13 protein-coding genes are annotated in these 15,694 nt (G+C 45.6%); 3 read left to right on the forward strand and 10 right to left on the reverse strand.

Annotated elements, in window-relative coordinates; all coding sequences use genetic code 11:
• Positions 1-329: 329 nt before the first annotated feature.
• The 7 genes from WH96_RS16020 to WH96_RS16050 all read right to left on the reverse strand — a co-directional run bounded on the left by WH96_RS16020 (position 330) and on the right by WH96_RS16050 (position 8,428).
• A complete protein-coding gene (locus tag WH96_RS16020) occupies positions 330-761 on the reverse strand; it encodes a DUF1489 family protein (RefSeq protein WP_047765234.1) in 432 nt (143 codons plus the stop codon).
• 175 nt (positions 762-936) lie between these two features.
• Entirely contained in the window at positions 937-1,857 is a 921-nt protein-coding gene (locus WH96_RS16025; RefSeq protein ID WP_047765235.1) for a potassium channel family protein, read from the reverse strand.
• A 42-nt stretch (positions 1,858-1,899) separates the two neighbouring features.
• A complete protein-coding gene (locus tag WH96_RS16030) occupies positions 1,900-2,502 on the reverse strand; it encodes a 2-hydroxychromene-2-carboxylate isomerase (RefSeq protein ID WP_047765236.1) in 603 nt (200 codons plus the stop codon).
• A complete protein-coding gene (locus WH96_RS16035; protein WP_047765237.1) occupies positions 2,499-3,650 on the reverse strand; it encodes an acyl-CoA dehydrogenase family protein in 1,152 nt (383 codons plus the stop codon). The genes WH96_RS16030 and WH96_RS16035 overlap by 4 nt, the downstream gene beginning before the upstream one ends.
• A 12-nt stretch (positions 3,651-3,662) precedes the next feature.
• Complete coding sequence (locus tag WH96_RS16040) at positions 3,663-4,343, reverse strand: SDR family oxidoreductase (protein WP_047765238.1); 681 nt, start codon at positions 4,341-4,343, stop codon at positions 3,663-3,665.
• A gap of 257 nt (positions 4,344-4,600) precedes the next feature.
• Positions 4,601-5,992: a magnesium transporter gene (gene mgtE / locus WH96_RS16045; RefSeq protein WP_047765239.1), complete on the reverse strand. Its 1,392-nt coding sequence runs from the start codon at positions 5,990-5,992 to the stop codon at positions 4,601-4,603.
• A gap of 150 nt (positions 5,993-6,142) precedes the next feature.
• Entirely contained in the window at positions 6,143-8,428 is a 2,286-nt protein-coding gene (locus WH96_RS16050; RefSeq protein WP_047765240.1) for an NADP-dependent malic enzyme, read from the reverse strand.
• 239 nt (positions 8,429-8,667) lie between these two features.
• Between WH96_RS16050 and lipB the strand changes: the two genes are divergently transcribed.
• The gene (gene lipB, locus WH96_RS16055) at positions 8,668-9,312 is read left to right on the forward strand and encodes a lipoyl(octanoyl) transferase LipB (RefSeq protein ID WP_281175858.1); all 645 of its coding nucleotides are present in this window, start codon (positions 8,668-8,670) and stop codon (positions 9,310-9,312) included.
• A gap of 27 nt (positions 9,313-9,339) precedes the next feature.
• Here the strand turns inward: lipB and WH96_RS16060 are convergent, their stop codons facing one another.
• Complete coding sequence (locus WH96_RS16060) at positions 9,340-9,618, reverse strand: acylphosphatase (RefSeq protein WP_047765241.1); 279 nt, start codon at positions 9,616-9,618, stop codon at positions 9,340-9,342.
• Positions 9,619-9,847: 229 nt separating this feature from the next.
• Positions 9,848-12,235, reverse strand: coding sequence for a transketolase-like TK C-terminal-containing protein (locus WH96_RS16065; RefSeq protein ID WP_204248220.1), 2,388 nt, complete (start codon positions 12,233-12,235; stop codon positions 9,848-9,850).
• Between the two features lie 193 nt (positions 12,236-12,428).
• Between WH96_RS16065 and WH96_RS16070 the strand changes: the two genes are divergently transcribed.
• Positions 12,429-12,896: an Lrp/AsnC family transcriptional regulator gene (locus WH96_RS16070; protein ID WP_047765243.1), complete on the forward strand. Its 468-nt coding sequence runs from the start codon at positions 12,429-12,431 to the stop codon at positions 12,894-12,896.
• A 312-nt stretch (positions 12,897-13,208) separates the two neighbouring features.
• Here WH96_RS16070 and WH96_RS16075 read toward each other — a convergent pair whose 3' ends face one another.
• Positions 13,209-14,471, reverse strand: coding sequence for a serine hydroxymethyltransferase (locus WH96_RS16075; protein ID WP_047765244.1), 1,263 nt, complete (start codon positions 14,469-14,471; stop codon positions 13,209-13,211).
• Positions 14,472-14,690: 219 nt separating this feature from the next.
• On the opposite strand from WH96_RS16075, the gene WH96_RS16080 reads away from it, so the two are divergent.
• Positions 14,691-15,596 (forward strand): LysR family transcriptional regulator, encoded by a 906-nt coding sequence (locus WH96_RS16080; protein WP_047765284.1) that lies wholly within the window; start codon positions 14,691-14,693, stop codon positions 15,594-15,596.
• Positions 15,597-15,694 lie beyond the last annotated feature (98 nt).

Below are 15,694 nucleotides of genomic sequence, written 5' to 3' on the forward strand. Positions count from 1 at the left end.
TTCCAATTCATATCAACAATGTCAAACAACAGAACTTCCAAACACCAGGCTCGAAAGCACAACGATAGAGAGCTATAAGCTCTTTTTCGCTTTATATTTTCTTAAAATATACTGCCTAGATTTAAGCTGTGATGAAGATCACAAATCCAAGGTTAGCTATTATAAGTCGGTTAAAAATTAGATCAAGTCATTATTTAAATTTCTCTTTAACCGTCCAGCGCATCTTCCAGTTTGTCACCGTTGTCTGCGCCGGTGAAGCTGGGTTATAAGGAGGTCCTTGGGTCTTGTCTATAGAAAAAAACAAAAAAATGAGTTTTTTTTTACAGCAATCACAAAAGTCCCAGTTTCTCTAGCTCTTCTAGCATTTCTTCCGGCATTTTTTCTGATTCGCCATCACCAAACGATTCGTAATCTGAGGCATCTAACGGGGAATCCTCTGCCCTTAAATAACGCCAACCCTGAAAAGGACGATGTTTACGACTTCTTACCCGAACAAGATTCTGATCAAGGATAAAGCGAGTCATAGATTTTCCCTCACTATCTTCAACCCGGACAATGTCCGTTACCAACTGCCTTGCCCTCACCTGGCCTTTGATCACCCAATAGATAGATCCGCCTGCGATTATTTCTTCACGTCTTTTGGGAAACATCCGCGTTTGGTGAAAAATCTCCCCGTACTGAGCCAAGCGGAGAGCTTGAAATTCTTCGAGCGTATCAGGACTTTCTGAGCCGACAGATAATTTAATCAAGTGAAGAGGCATAGAAAACTTACTCAACCAACTATTATAACAAACAAGACCAACCAAAATGATCTAAACAGACAACAAGAGGTACATTCAACATAAAACGTACGAAAGTTATCGCGCATGAGAATTAAGCCGTAAGAATTACGAAATGAAAGTTATTGGGTGAGTGTTAATGGATTTTTTACCGAACTTACTTTTGTTCTCTCTTCTCGGGTCCGCTTCTCGAATAAGACATAATTTCAGAAAACCCAAATAACAAGAGCATGACGCTAACAACAATTTGAATAGAGACAACAGCTTTGACGGCATCGGTCACAGGAATAATATCGCCATAACCTACTGTGCTGAGTGTAATGATTGAAAAATACAAACTGTCCAGAAAGGAGATCGCACGAACTTCACCCTGGATCGAAAAATGAGTTACCGCACTGTAGTGATCGATGATCCGATATAGAAAGCCAAATATCATCACATTCATGGAGTAGAAAGTCAGAAATGCAAAGGCAGGCATGACAAGCATTTCGATGCGTAAGAAAAACTCTTCAAACAACAATCCTGCTTCCAACAGAAAAGTCGCAACATCTTTGCTCACGACACTCACAACAAGTGTAATCCCCCCCATAGAGGCAAAGAAAATAACATCTCCCCAAAGAACAGGAATTGTATTTTCGGGAACAAAGAACGTCACCACACCAATAAGACTTATAGGAAATAACCATTTCACAGAACGAACGGTTAGTCCTTTGGCATTTTTGCGATGTTCAACAACCACAGACTTTATGCTTTTTCGATTAATCCAAGTTCCGCCAAAGAAACCAAGAATAGGCATAAAATACCCCACCCCCAGTAATTCGCCACTCACAAAGCTGAAGTTTGCCGTAACAAAAAAGCTAAATAAACAGGTGTAGAGAGCAATAAAATTTGCAACTGATATGGAAAAGAAACGGCTACCCGGAAAGACGCTGTAGAGATAAACAACATTAAATACGACAGCAGAAAAATAGACGATGAACTGAACAAAGTTTACTGATCCAATGGCCAGGGCCACAAGGAGAAAGATAAACGCTGTAAAGCCAGCTGCTTTCCAACTTCCGCTTTTAACCCTCGGCATCGCTTTCACCCCTTCTTCTTACACCATCAACAAAGCACTTTATTACCATCCCTTTTTTGTTATCCACTCCCCTAACAAAGGCATCTTGTCATATCCCCAGAAGGGTTCATTATTAAAGATAAAGTAAGGGCTACCAAAGACACCTGCTTCTTGAGCATCCTCTACGGCAGTCCACAGGGTATCCTTTATGCCTTGGTCCTTTATTCCTGTTTGGATCTCGTTTGTTTTAAAGTCAAGCGAGACCACAAGATCTGTGACGACACCGTTATCAGAAATATCCAAGCCCATTTGGTATCCAGCTTTAAAGACATTCTTGGCAAAAGTTTGTGCCAAAAATCGATCTTGATGCTTAAGCCAATAGAACGCACGACAGGCAGTAAGAGACATAAAGGGCATTTTGGGTGGCATGATGAAGGGTAACTTTTTTAGCCGCGCCGTACGCTCTAGATCATGTAGGGCATAATCCTGTTTCAACGGCATGGAAAGCAAGGGCTGCGCCCCAGTCTTTTTAAAAATTGCCCCAAGCAAAATAGGGTGCCAATGAACTGCTATGTCATAACGTTCAGCAAATTTATCCACATCCATTGCTGCGAAATATGCATAGGGGCTGGAAAAATCAAAATAGAAATCCAGCATCCCATTCATGCGTCGTCTTCCTGTAAAATCTGTCGGCTGATAACCAGACGCTGTATATCTGATGTGCCTTCGTAAATCTGGCACACCCTGACATCACGATAGATCCGTTCAACTTCGTAATCGCGTAGATATCCGTACCCGCCGTGGATCTGGATCGCATCCGAACACACACGCTCTGCCATTTCAGAAGCAAAGAGCTTGGCCATTGATGCTTCTTTCAAGCAAGGCTGACCGTTATCACGAAGTCGCGCGGCTTCTAGCAACAATAGCTCTGCCGCCTGTAAAGACGTTGCCATATCAGCAAGACGGAAAGCAACGGCCTGGTGCTTGGCGATCTCCTTACCAAAGGTTTTCCGCTCCTTGGCATAGCTTTTTGCTAACCTGTAGGCACTGCGCGCCATACCAATCGATTGCGACGCAATACCAAGCCGTCCGCCCTCTAAATTGGAAAGCGCGATCTTATAGCCTTGGCCTTCAGCGCCTAACAGATTGTCTTTTGATACTTTACAGTCTTCAAAAACCAGATGTGCCGTATCCGAAGCATGCTGGCCGAGTTTATCTTCAATATTAGCACAGGAGAAACCCGGTGTTTTTGTCGGCACAATAAAGGCAGAGATACCCTTTTTACCAGCATCAGGATCTGTAACGGCGAAGACAACAGCTATATCAGCATTTTTCCCCGTTGAGATAAACTGTTTCGATCCATTGAGGATATAATGATCACCGTCTTTCTTAGCTCGCATCTCTAAGGCTGACGCATCAGAGCCAGCCCCAGGTTCTGTCAAACAAAAACACCCAAGTAACTCACCAGTAGCAAGAGGCTTGAGATAAGTTTCTTTTTGCTCTTCTGTGCCGTAGTTCAGAATAGGAGAGCAAACCAAAGAATTTTGGACTGACATAATCGTCGAGCACGAGCCATCCCCCGCCGCAATTTCAATCAGGGCCAACACGTAAGAGATATGATCTGCACCTGCCCCGCCATATTCTGGCGGCACCAGCATTCCCATAAACCCAAGCTCTCCAAGTGCATCAATTGCCTGTCGAGGGAAAATTGCTTCTTTGTCCCACTTTGCCGCAAAGGGTGCGAGCTGCTCACGCGCAAATGATTGAGCCGTCTCGCGAATTAAAGTTTGCTCTTCGCTAAAGCGTGATGACATAGAAGCACCTTTCTACCAGGGAATTATGGTCCCATCATAATTGAAAAATTGTCCGGTTTGTTCGTGCGTAACCTTGCCAATAAGTTTACGTAATCCGGATACCGATTTTGCGATTGATAGCGGGGCCTGTTCACCGCCCATATCTGTCTGAACATGACCTGGGTGAACACAAATGACGGTGACCCCTTGTTCCTTTAGGTCAACGGACAGGCTTTTGGTCACAACATTCAGTGCTGACTTCGAAGAACGGTAAACATAGGCCCCGCCTTTCTCATTGTCTGCAACCGATCCCATTTTACTGGAAACATTTACGATTAGCTTTCGATCACTGCCAGCGACATGCTCGATAAAATTTTCAACCATGCGCAAGGGGGCCATGGTATTGACCGCAAAAGTATGCGCCCAGTCCTCGTAATCTATTTCGCCAAATCCAAGCCGGGGGCCGTAATAGCCAGCATTGTTGATCAGGATATCAATTTTTTCATCAAGCATCCCACGTGCAAGACTTGCCACGCGAAGACCATCGGTCACATCCAGTTTATGGGTGCTGACATCCCCCTCGATACCATGAAGGCCTTTTGCCTTATCCGGCTGGCGGCAACAGGCATGAACTTTCCAGCCATCAACAGCAAATGATTGTGCGAAAGCAAGTCCGATACCCTTATTGGCACCTGTGATTAAGACACTTGGCACGTGGCCACCCCATAGTCTGTTATCCCGATGGACATATATTGTCCTTCGCGCACCTTACGCCTTTCCCATTTCCAGTCAACACGCAGAAGCCTAATCAAACTGCGTAGTTAGTATAAAATTTGGAATTATCTATCATCACGGGATTTACCATTTTAAACGAAATTTATGAAGTTTTTTTGATAAGTAATTGTATTTAAATAAAACAAATGATTATTTTTCATCAAACACCAAATGTAAAAAAATAGCACCAAAGGGTTTCAGAGCAAGAATATTGCCGCTAATCCCAAGAAGGCGAAAAAGCCAATCACATCAGTAACTGTTGTCAGAAACACACTGGAAGCAACAGCCGGATCGATTTCAAATTTCTCCAGCCCTAAGGGGATAAGCGTACCGCACAACCCGGCAACAACCATATTAATCACCATCGCTGCGCCGATAACCAAAGCCAAGGCAGCCTGATCAAACCAAAGCCACGTCACAACACCTGTAAGGATCGCAAAGAGAAAACCGTTTATAATACCAATAATGAGCTCTTTACCGACAAAACGAGCTGCATTGGCTTCAGAGAGGTCTTTCATTGCTAATGATCGTACCGCAACCGTCAGGGTTTGCGTGCCCGCATTCCCGCCCATAGAGGCAACAATTGGCATCAAAACCGCCAAAGCAACAACTTTTTCGATCGTCGCATCAAAGAGACTGATGACAATAGATGCCAGAACAGCCGTTAAAAGATTGACCCCAAGCCAGGTAAAACGGGCTTTTGTTGTATCCGTAACATCTTCATAAAGATCGGGTTCGCTCACCCCACCCATTTTCATCAGGTCATCGCCGGCCTCTTCATCAATAACGTCGACAACATCATCAACTGTTATCACCCCGACCAGACGACCGCTTGCTTCCACCACCGGGGCCGAGATCAAGCCGTATTGCCGGAACATATGGGCAACGTCTTCCTGATCAAGCTCAAGAGGAATAATCCGCATATCATCGTCCATCACTTCATCAAGGCGAACATGACGCCGCGCTCTCATAACGCGGCTTGCGGGAATAAAGCCTACCGGATGATGACGTGGATCAACAACAAAGATGTCATAAAAATCATCCGGTAAATTATCGCTGACACGCATATAATCAATGGTTTCACCAATAGTCCACACAGATGGTACTGCAACGATTTCCCGCTGCATCAAGCGTCCGGCTGAATCTTCCGGATAACTCAGACTTTCTTCTATGACACGTCGATAAGCCTGTGGAAGAGCCGCCAGAATATGCATCCGGAGATCTTCATCCAGATCCTGAACCAGTTCGACCGCATCATCACTGTCCAGTTCCTGAACCAGCTTGGCGATGCCTTTCGGGCCAAGCCATTCAACAATCTCTTCACGGATAGTTTCATCAAGGTAGGGAAGGATTTCAGGATCAAACCCGGCCCCGATCACTTCCATCAAACGATAACGTTCATCACGCCCAAGAATTTCAAGCAGGTCAGCGGTATCAGCTTCGTGAAGGCCCTCGACAAGATCTTCAACATCGGAATCTCTGCTTTCTTCGAGGGCATCCTCAACAGCATGAATAAGATCAGAAGAAAGACCGAAGTTTTCCTCTTCTGAGAGACTTTGAAGATCGCTGTTGTTTTTTGTATCTTCCATCACCTCACCCCTACCGCTTGTCTTTTTGATACTGTTTTAATGCTTACTCTTCTGACTTTTACTACAGGAGGAACGTTACACCTTTTTATGCAACGCTCCTCTCAGCACTCATCAGAACCAGTATTTTCTGATCACGTATTTATCAGGCGATTATTTTTGAATCCGCCTTTCTCTGTTCTGTGCATCAACTACAGCAATTGCGGTCATGTTCACAACCCCTCTTCCTGTGACAGAAGGTGTTAAAATATGTGCAGGCTGTGCCGCGCCAACCAGGATCGGTCCGACGGGTAAGCCGTCTTCAACCGTCTTCATCAGATTAAAAGCGATATTAGCGGCGTCCAGATTAGGGAAAATTAACAGATTTGCAGGTCCAGTCAGGTTCGAGTTCGGGAAAACCCGATCACGAAGCTCGGTATCAAGTGCCGCGTCTGCATGCATTTCGCCATCAACTTCCAACTCTGGATCCATCTCTTCAATCAGAGAAAGAGCTTTGCGTACCCGGCAAGCTGATTCGCTATCAGAACTTCCGAAATTAGAATGAGAAAGCAAGGCAACCCGAGGCTTAAGACCAAAACGACTAACATGTTTAGCCGCGAGGATCGTGGTTTCAGCCAATTGTTGGGACGTTGGTTCCTGCGTTACATAAGTATCCGCCATGAAATACGTTCCACTCGGCATCAACATCAAATTGAGAGACGAGAAATCAGATACACCATCCTGAAGTCCAAGAACACCACGAACGTGCTTTAGATGACGATGGTAACCACCTGTCACCCCACAGATCATAGCATCCGCATCCCCGCGATAAACGGCAAGAGCAGCAATTACGGTATTACGTGTCCGTACAATCACTTTGGCTGTTTCAGGGGAAATCCCTTTGCGTTCCATACGACGGTGATACGTCGTCCAGTAATCATTATAACGGGGATCATCCTGTGGATTAATGATTTCAAAGTCTTTTCCAACCTTGAGCTTAATTCCCACCTTATCCATACGCATTTGCACAACATCCGGGCGACCAACGACAATAGGCACAGCCATTTTTTCATCGATTGCAACCTGTACGGCACGCAATACGCGCTCGTCTTCACCCTCGGCATAAATAACACGTTTGGGATCTTTTTTCGCACGTTCAAAAAGAGGCTTCATCACCATACCGGAACGATAGACAAAGCGTTTCAGTTTTTCACAATAAGCATCAAAATCTTCGATAGGACGGCTGGCTACACCTGTTTCCATTGCAGCTTTGGCAACGGCTGGCGCAATAATCGAAATCAGGCGTGGATCAAAGGGGCTGGGAATAATGTATTCCGGGCCAAAATTCTTGGCTTCACCACCCATGGCCTTGATAACGATTTCATCCTGCTCTTCCATTGCAAGGTCAGCAATTGCCTTCACACAAGCAACCTTCATCTCTTCATTGATGGCAGTTGCGCCAACATCCAGAGCACCACGGAAGATATAGGGGAAACACAAAACGTTATTAACCTGATTTGGATAATCTGAACGTCCCGTAGCCATAATGGCATCATCGCGGATCGCTTTTACTTCCTCGGGCATGATTTCGGGTGTCGGGTTAGCCAATGCCATAATGATTGGGTCTTTGGCCATACGTTTCACAAAATCAGGCTTCAGAACACCTGGTGCAGAAAGACCTAAGAAAATATCGGCCCCATCGATAACATCAGATAGTGTTCTCGCGTCTGTTTTCTGTGCGAAAACAGACTTCCAACGATCCATAAGCTCGTTGCGGCCATCATAAACAACGCCTTCAATATCTGTAACCCAGATGTTTTTGCGGTCAATTCCCAGAGAAACCAAAAGATTGAGACAGGCCAATGCAGCCGCACCAGCGCCAGAGGCAACAACTTTGACGTCTTTCTTGTTCTTTTTCACAAGACGTAGCGCATTATAAATGGCCGCAGCTACGATAATCGCTGTACCGTGCTGGTCATCGTGAAAAACAGGAATGTTCATTTTTTCACGAAGCGCATCTTCAACAATAAAACATTCCGGCGCTTTGATATCTTCCAGATTAATACCGCCAAAGGTTGGTTCCAATGCGGAAATTACATTGATCAATTTGTTTGGATCGGTTTCATCAATCTCAATATCAAAAACATCAATACCTGCAAACTTTTTGAAAAGAACCGCTTTTCCTTCCATAACAGGTTTGGATGCAAGCGGCCCAATAGCTCCCAGGCCGAGAACGGCCGTACCATTTGTAATAACGCCAACAAGATTACCGCGTGAGGTCACGGTAGAAGCTTCGGCTGGGTCTTCAACTATGACTTCACAAGCCGCGGCGACACCAGGCGAATAGGCCAAGGCCAGATCACGTTGGTTACCAAGTGGCTTGGTTGCGGAAATTTCAAGTTTTCCAGGTGTGGGATAACGATGATAGAATAGTGCAGCGTCGCGCAGGTCTTGCGTCATAAAGTTTATTGCTCCTTAGGGCAGTCGATGCCTTATATATAAATTGGGAACGGCTCGTTCCTGCCAATGACGGTCTTGACAGTGTGGCGCATAAAAGCGACACCCTGACGCGATTAAAACATAGCAATCCATGCGATGCCATAGATAGGATGAGTAAAACAGTGAAAAATTCCCTGATACTCCCAAATGATGGGCCAGAGGGTAAAGTTGAAGATGGATTACAGATCTCACAGGAAGAGCTGGGAATCGAGTGGCGCATTACGGAAAACCACGTCACCTATCCTGATGCTCTGAAGTTTATGGAAGATCGCGTTGGAAAAATTTTTAAGAAAGAATCTCCGCAAACTGTCTGGCTATTGGAACATCCCCCACTATACACTGCGGGCACATCTGCTGACAAAAAAGACCTGATCGATCCCGATCGTTTCCCTGTTTATGATGCAGGTCGAGGAGGTCAATATACCTATCACGGTCCAGGGCAACGGGTTGCCTATGCCATGCTTGATCTTAATCTCTACAACAAAGATGTTCGCAAGTTTGTGTACAATCTGGAAGAATGGATCATCCGCACACTGGCAAAATTCAACGTCAAAGGCGAACGCCGCGAAGGCCGTGTCGGTATTTGGATTGACCGAGGAAATGGCCGTGAGGACAAGATCGCCGCAATTGGTGTCCGCGTTCGAAAATGGATCACTTTTCACGGCATAGCCATTAATCTCGATCCTGACTTGTCACACTTTGAAGGCATTGTTCCCTGTGGAATTAATCAACACGGGGTCACATCACTTGTTGATCTGGGATTATGTGTCTCAATGGAAGATCTTGATGTGGCAATGAAAGAAGCTTTTTATGAAGTTTTTAAACCAAAAGGTTTACCAGCCTAAAAAACAAACCTGAAAAACTCGAAACCATCAAATTTGAACAAAATCAAGTTCACTGACCAACACAGATGTATCGATAATTTCCTCAACCGAGGTTACCTTAGCATGCTCAGGTCCTTCATAACATAGCTTGATCAATATATCGATCTTATCTAACTCTCCTTTGACAACAGCCTCAACCTGCCCTGTTGATAGATTTCGGACCCAGCCTACAAGCCCCAACTTTTGTGCAGTTTCAACAGTCCATCCCCGGTACCAGACACCCTGAACGCGTCCGGAAATCAAAAGTCTTATCTGTTTTGTCGTCATTTGGATGATCCCGATCTTTGCCCTGCACTTCTTTTCCAGCTTTTACTTCCTTACTCAGAAAAAGCAAGCCTAACTCTATCTTTAACAGCAATTATACGCCGCAATAAAGCACTTGAGCCAACGAAGAAAAGTATTCGTCGGCTCAAGTAATAGAAACAAGTAAAAAGAAGCGATGCAGTCTTATCAGGAAAACAACCGGCTTATTAGGAAAACAACTAGCTGCCCCTGCCTACGACGCTATTTCATAGGGTGTTTGCAGCGCGTTATTTGCTGATCTGGCAATTGATTCTGAATCTAGGCCAAAGTGACGGTAAAGATCCCCAATCGTGCCTGTTTGGCCAAAGTGCTCAACACCAAGAGGAATTGTGCTATGTCCGCCAACAGCCCCGAGCCATGACAGCGTCGCCGGATGACCATCAATGACAGTCAGAACAACACAGTGCTTCGGCAAACGTGAGAATAATTGCTCAACATGACTTGTGGCCTGACGATTGCCGCGACTGCGATCTCGCTGTGCTGCGGTCCACCCCGCATTCAACCGATCCGCAGACGTAACAGCAAGAACGCCAACGTCACGATTGTGTTGTGACAGCTTACCTGCTGCATCAATAGCTTCATTAGCAACGGCACCCTGATACACAATCACCAGCTCACAGTTTGGTCCCGGCTTACGCATCCAATAGGCACCATCGATAACGCCCTGTTCAAAGTCAGCATTTGACCTTTGTCCCGGCTGTTCCAACGGGTTTGTCGTCAAGCGGAGATACACGGATCCTCCCGTTTCATCCCGAAGCCAAGTACGTTCGTTCGGCTCGCCTTCGCCATCGCGCTGCATATAGTCAAAAGCCCACCCCATGATGATTGCCAACTCATCCACAAAAGCGGGTTCGAAGGCTGCCAAACCATCCTGAGACATACCAATCAAAGGTGATCCAATGGATTGGTGTGCCCCACCTTCCGGTGCCAGTGTAATGCCAGACGGTGTGCCAACAATCATAAAGCGTGCATCCTGATAACAGGCATAGTTCAGGGCATCCAAACCTCTGGCAACAAAGGGATCATAAACCGTTCCGATTGGTAACAGACGCTTCCCATAAAGAGAATGCGATAGGCCAGCAGCTCCAAGAAGCAGAAAAAGGTTCATTTCTGCAATACCAAGCTCAATATGCTGGCCTTCGGGCGTGAATTCCCATTTTGCTGTTGAAGGGATTTTTTCGTTAATAAAGGTGTCGCTCTGTTCACTACGGGCAAAGAGTTTTCGACGATTTACCCAAGGACCAAGGTTTGTTGTTCCTGTCACATCAGGCGATGTTGTTACAATACGCTGCGCAAGTTCAGAACTCCCCTTGGACAAGTCATCCAGGATTTTACCAAAGCCCATCTGGGTTGAAATTTCGCGATCACTTGCCAGCTCAATTTTTGGAACCTCGACAGTCGTATCAGAAAAGCGACGCATTCCCTTGGCAAAGAATGGTGTTTTATCCAGAAATTTCTGTAGCCCCTCGACATCTGAAACAGCAGCGAACTTCTCCCATTCCTGTCCTTTCGGCACGCCCATGTGAGCTTGCCACTCGGCCATTTGTGGTTGGTTCATCAATCCGCCGTGATTGTCTTTGTGTCCGGCAATCGGTGTCCCCCATCCCTTGATGGTATAGGCTAGAAAGCAAACGGGTCGATCATGATCGATGGCATCAAAAGTTTCCGCCATGGTTTGAACGCAGTTACCACCCAGATTTTCCATCAACTCGGCAAGCTCATCATCACTTCGCTTGTTGATCAGGGCCGTTACATCACCCTGATCCCCCAAAGCATCCATGAGGCGTTCGCGCCAAACTTTCCCCCCCATATAGGTCAAAGCGGAATAAAGTTGGTTCGGGCAACTATCGATCCACTCTTTTAACTTCTCTCCGCCCGGTTCCTGAAATGCTGCACGTTGCAGGTGACCGTATTTCACCCGAACAACATCCCACCCAAAAGCATCAAAAATCTGCTCTATACGCTGAAACAAACCTTCACGTACAATGCCATCGAGAGACTGGCGATTATAATCAATAATCCACCAGGTATTACGCAGGTCATTTTTCCAGCCCTCTTGCAGGGTTTCGTAAATATTGCCCTCATCCAGTTCCGCATCACCGACAAGGGCAACCATACGCCCAAGAGGTAAATCTTTGCCCCATGACTTCGCCTGAATGTAATCCTGAACCAAAGATGCAAAAGACGTTATCGCAACACCCAAACCAACAGAGCCCGTTGAAAAATCAACATCATCAATGTCTTTTGTTCGCGAAGGATAGGATTGAACGCCTTTGTACCCTCTGAAATTTTGCATCTTTTCCAGAGTTTGATTTCCCATCAGATATTGCATCGCGTGGAAGATCGGCGATGCATGAGGCTTCACAGCCACACGGTCTTCGGGTTTCAGAGCAGAGAAATAAAGCGCGGTCATGATTGACACCATAGAGGCCGAAGACGCTTGATGCCCGCCGACCTTGATACCATCTTCCTTGGGACGAAGATGATTGGCGTTGTGAATCATCCAATGCGAAAGCCACAGCAATCGTTGTTCAATTGTTTTCAAATGATTTATTTTTATTTGGCTCGCTTTATCAGACACGATGCTTTCCTCCCAAACTCAAAACGCCCAAAACCCATATCTCAGGGAACAATATAAAGACGCGCCCAAATGCTATTGAGGCAAAATACTGTTCAATTATAAACGGTACCATCTAACAAAAAGCGATATCTTGCTATTTGCACCTATTTCGAGATAATAATTAGGTGTTTTTTATGTTTTTAAGGATTTTTTAGTGGCTTCAGCTAACTTAGACGAAATAGACATTCGAATCTTACGCGAACTCAGAAATGATGGGCGGATTACTGCTGCGGAGCTCAGCCAACGTGTTGGTCTAAGCGTAACACCCGTTATCAGGCGTCTGAAGCACCTTGAGAACACTGGTATTATTACAGGCTATGTTGCTTTGATCGACGAAGTTGCCCTTGGCTATGAAATGTCGGTCTTTGTTTCCGTAAAGCTGGACAAACAGATAGATGCAGCCATCGAAAACTTCGAAAATGAAATGTTGAAGTTCCCAGAGGTTGTCGATTGCTGGTTGATGACGGGACACAGAGACTATCTGTTACGTGTCGCTATAACTGGTTTGAAAGAGTTTGAAGCGCTTATGATTGAAAGGCTCGTAAAGATCAAAGGTGTAGCCTCTATCGAATCATCTATTCCGATACGTCGGGTAAAGTCTGGGATCTCGAGAACGCCTTAACTCCACCTTTAACTCCAAAGTCCAAATTGGTGAAGGCTGATATACAGTACATACCAGCCTTCATTTTTGGTAATAACAGTTACCTTTTCAGATCTTAGATCTTTGCCAATTTCAACTCTTGTTCAATAGAGGAAAAAGAGCTCGCAACAGATAGATCACCTTTGCTATCAAACCGATCAGGGTCTTTTCATAAAAAGCGCCCCTTTCGATTTCGAGAGATTATCGGCATATAGATAGTTTCTTTTCTTCCCCACAAAATTCGACCTCGTGGATTTAAGTTCTGCATTTCAAAAAGCCTATATCGAGTTTCATTCAAGAATAAATCGGGAAACGATCACAGATACTTGCAACCTGTTTCTTAGACTTTTGGATAACGGCCTCTTCTGCTTCAGTACCCGCGGCCAAAATCATTTGGCTGATCATTTGTCCCAATTCGGAAAATTCAGCTTCCCTCATACCCCGTGTTGTTGTCGCACTCACACCGAGACGCAGACCAACCCAATCAACCGGGCGTTTGCTATCAAAGGGGATCGGGTTTTTGTTTGACGTAATATCTGCACGCTCCAAAAGCCTTTCAATCGTTTGTCCTGTCTTGTTGTGTGCACTGAGATCAAGCAAAACAATATGCGTATCTGTTCCACCAGATACGAGGTTAATCCCCTGCCCCAACAGCGTCTCGGCCAAGGTATGGGCGTTATTCTTTATTTGTCTCGCATAGGACTTGAACTCTGGCTGCAACGCTTCGCCCAGACAAACCGCTTTTGCCGCGAGAACTTGCGTATGGATAGATCCTTGAACACCTGGGAAAACCGCAGCCTGTATCTTCTTTTCATAGTCACCAGACTTGGAAAGAATAATTCCTCCGCGAGGACCACGCAGTGTTTTTGTCGTTGTGCAGGTCACAAGATCTGCATGGGGAATTGGGCTTGGGTGAGCACCACCCGCAACCAGACCCGCGAAGTGCGCCATATCAACATGAAAGAGCGCATCCACCTTTTTAGCAATGGCCGCCATCCGTTCAAAATCAATCTCCCTTGGATAGGCTGATCCCCCTGTGATCAACAGCTGGGGACGAATTTCCAATGCCTGAGCCTCCAACTTGTCATAATCAATCTGCCCGGTTTCACGCTCTACGCCATAGTGATGTGCTTCGAACCAACGACCAGATAAATTAGCGCCCAAGCCATGACTTAAATGACCACCTGCGGCAAGGTCCAGACTCAAGACCTTGTCGCCGGGTTTTAAAAGCGTAAAGAAAACAGCCAAATTGGCCTGACTGCCGGAATGAGGCTGAACATTAGCGTAGGCGCAGTTAAACAGTTCTTTAGCCCGATCAATCGCAGCCTGTTCAACAACATCGACATAACGGCCACCGCCATGAAAGCGCGCACCGGGATAACCTTCTAGCGTTTTGTTCGTCATCTCATGCCCCAAGGCATCAAGAACCGCACGACTGACAATATTCTCAGATGCAATCAATTCAATCTGGTCTTGTTGACGGGCTTTTTCATTTCGCAAAGCCTCGGCAATTAACGGGTCAGTCGCTGAAACGGGGGCGTCAAAATACACTGACATCTGAAATATTCCCTATAAAAGTATGCGCCAGCCCAAACCAATAGGCTTAAACATTATATGCAGGTTTAAACCCAAACGACATTCACAAATCAGCTTTATTCAAACTGGCGCAATTGAGTTACTGTCTCTTGAGGACCCAGTTATCATCACTCGAATTCAATGGACGTCGCAAATCAGTTTTGCTATATCTTAGGCCTAGAAAAACTGAGTCTAATTATTATGGCTATTGCTCCTCCACGCCCGCAAATTCCTCCCCTGAATTCTCTCCGTGCCTTTGAAGCAGCAGCGCGACTTGGCGGCTTTTCGATGGCATCTGACGAGCTTTGTGTGACCCCCGGTGCCGTGGCTCAACATGTAAAATCACTGGAAGCATGGGTTGGCGCCGAGCTTTTCATTCGAAGGTCACAAGGTGTGGAGTTAACTGAATTGGGGCAAAACGTCCTTTCAGAGTTCAGCGCTGCTTTTGATCAACTCGGTCTCGCCGTCCAAACACTGCGATCACAAGCAACACCCAAACATATTCGTATTGCCGCTCTCCCCAGTATTGCCCAACTCTGGCTCTCTCCCAAATTGCCTTCTGTCCGGAAAGCTGCGCCGGAACTAACAATCTCTGTCACAGCACTGGAGAAACAACCTAATCTACAACGTGAGCCTTTTGATTTATGTATTTTCTATCAAGATAACGTGAGCAACGATAAAGATGTCTTTTCCACTACATATGAAGTCTGTAAGGATATCATCTTTCCCGTCTGTTCCCCCCTAGTTGCCAAACGCTTGAATAACTATGAAGATCTAGACAAAGAACTTTGTCTTCATGACGCATCCTGGGCAGAAGACTGGTCTAAGTGGGTTTCCTATGCTTTTCCAAATGGCTTCCTGAACACCGATGGCTCTGTTTTTTCACTCTATGGTCTCGCCATAGAAGAAGCCCGTAATGGCGCAGGCATTATGATGGGGCACAAGGCACTGGTAGAAAACCATCTTAAAGACGGTAGCCTGGTCGTACCATTTGACGCCCCCTTAGCACTTGAGCGTGCTTTAGTCATCACAACGGCGAAATCGGCAAAGGATAATCCTTATCTTGGTTTGATTATCCAGACCCTACTGGAAAACAAATCAAAATAAGATGATAAAAATATCCTTCTTATTTTGTTTTTAAAGGTTCCAAGAAGTGTCACATTTATGCAATGGCTAGTAAGTAAGCGTTAAGCATTCAAAAATGA

This window comes from Kiloniella spongiae (assembly GCF_001026905.1).
GTDB classification, from domain to species: domain Bacteria; phylum Pseudomonadota; class Alphaproteobacteria; order Kiloniellales; family Kiloniellaceae; genus Kiloniella; species Kiloniella spongiae.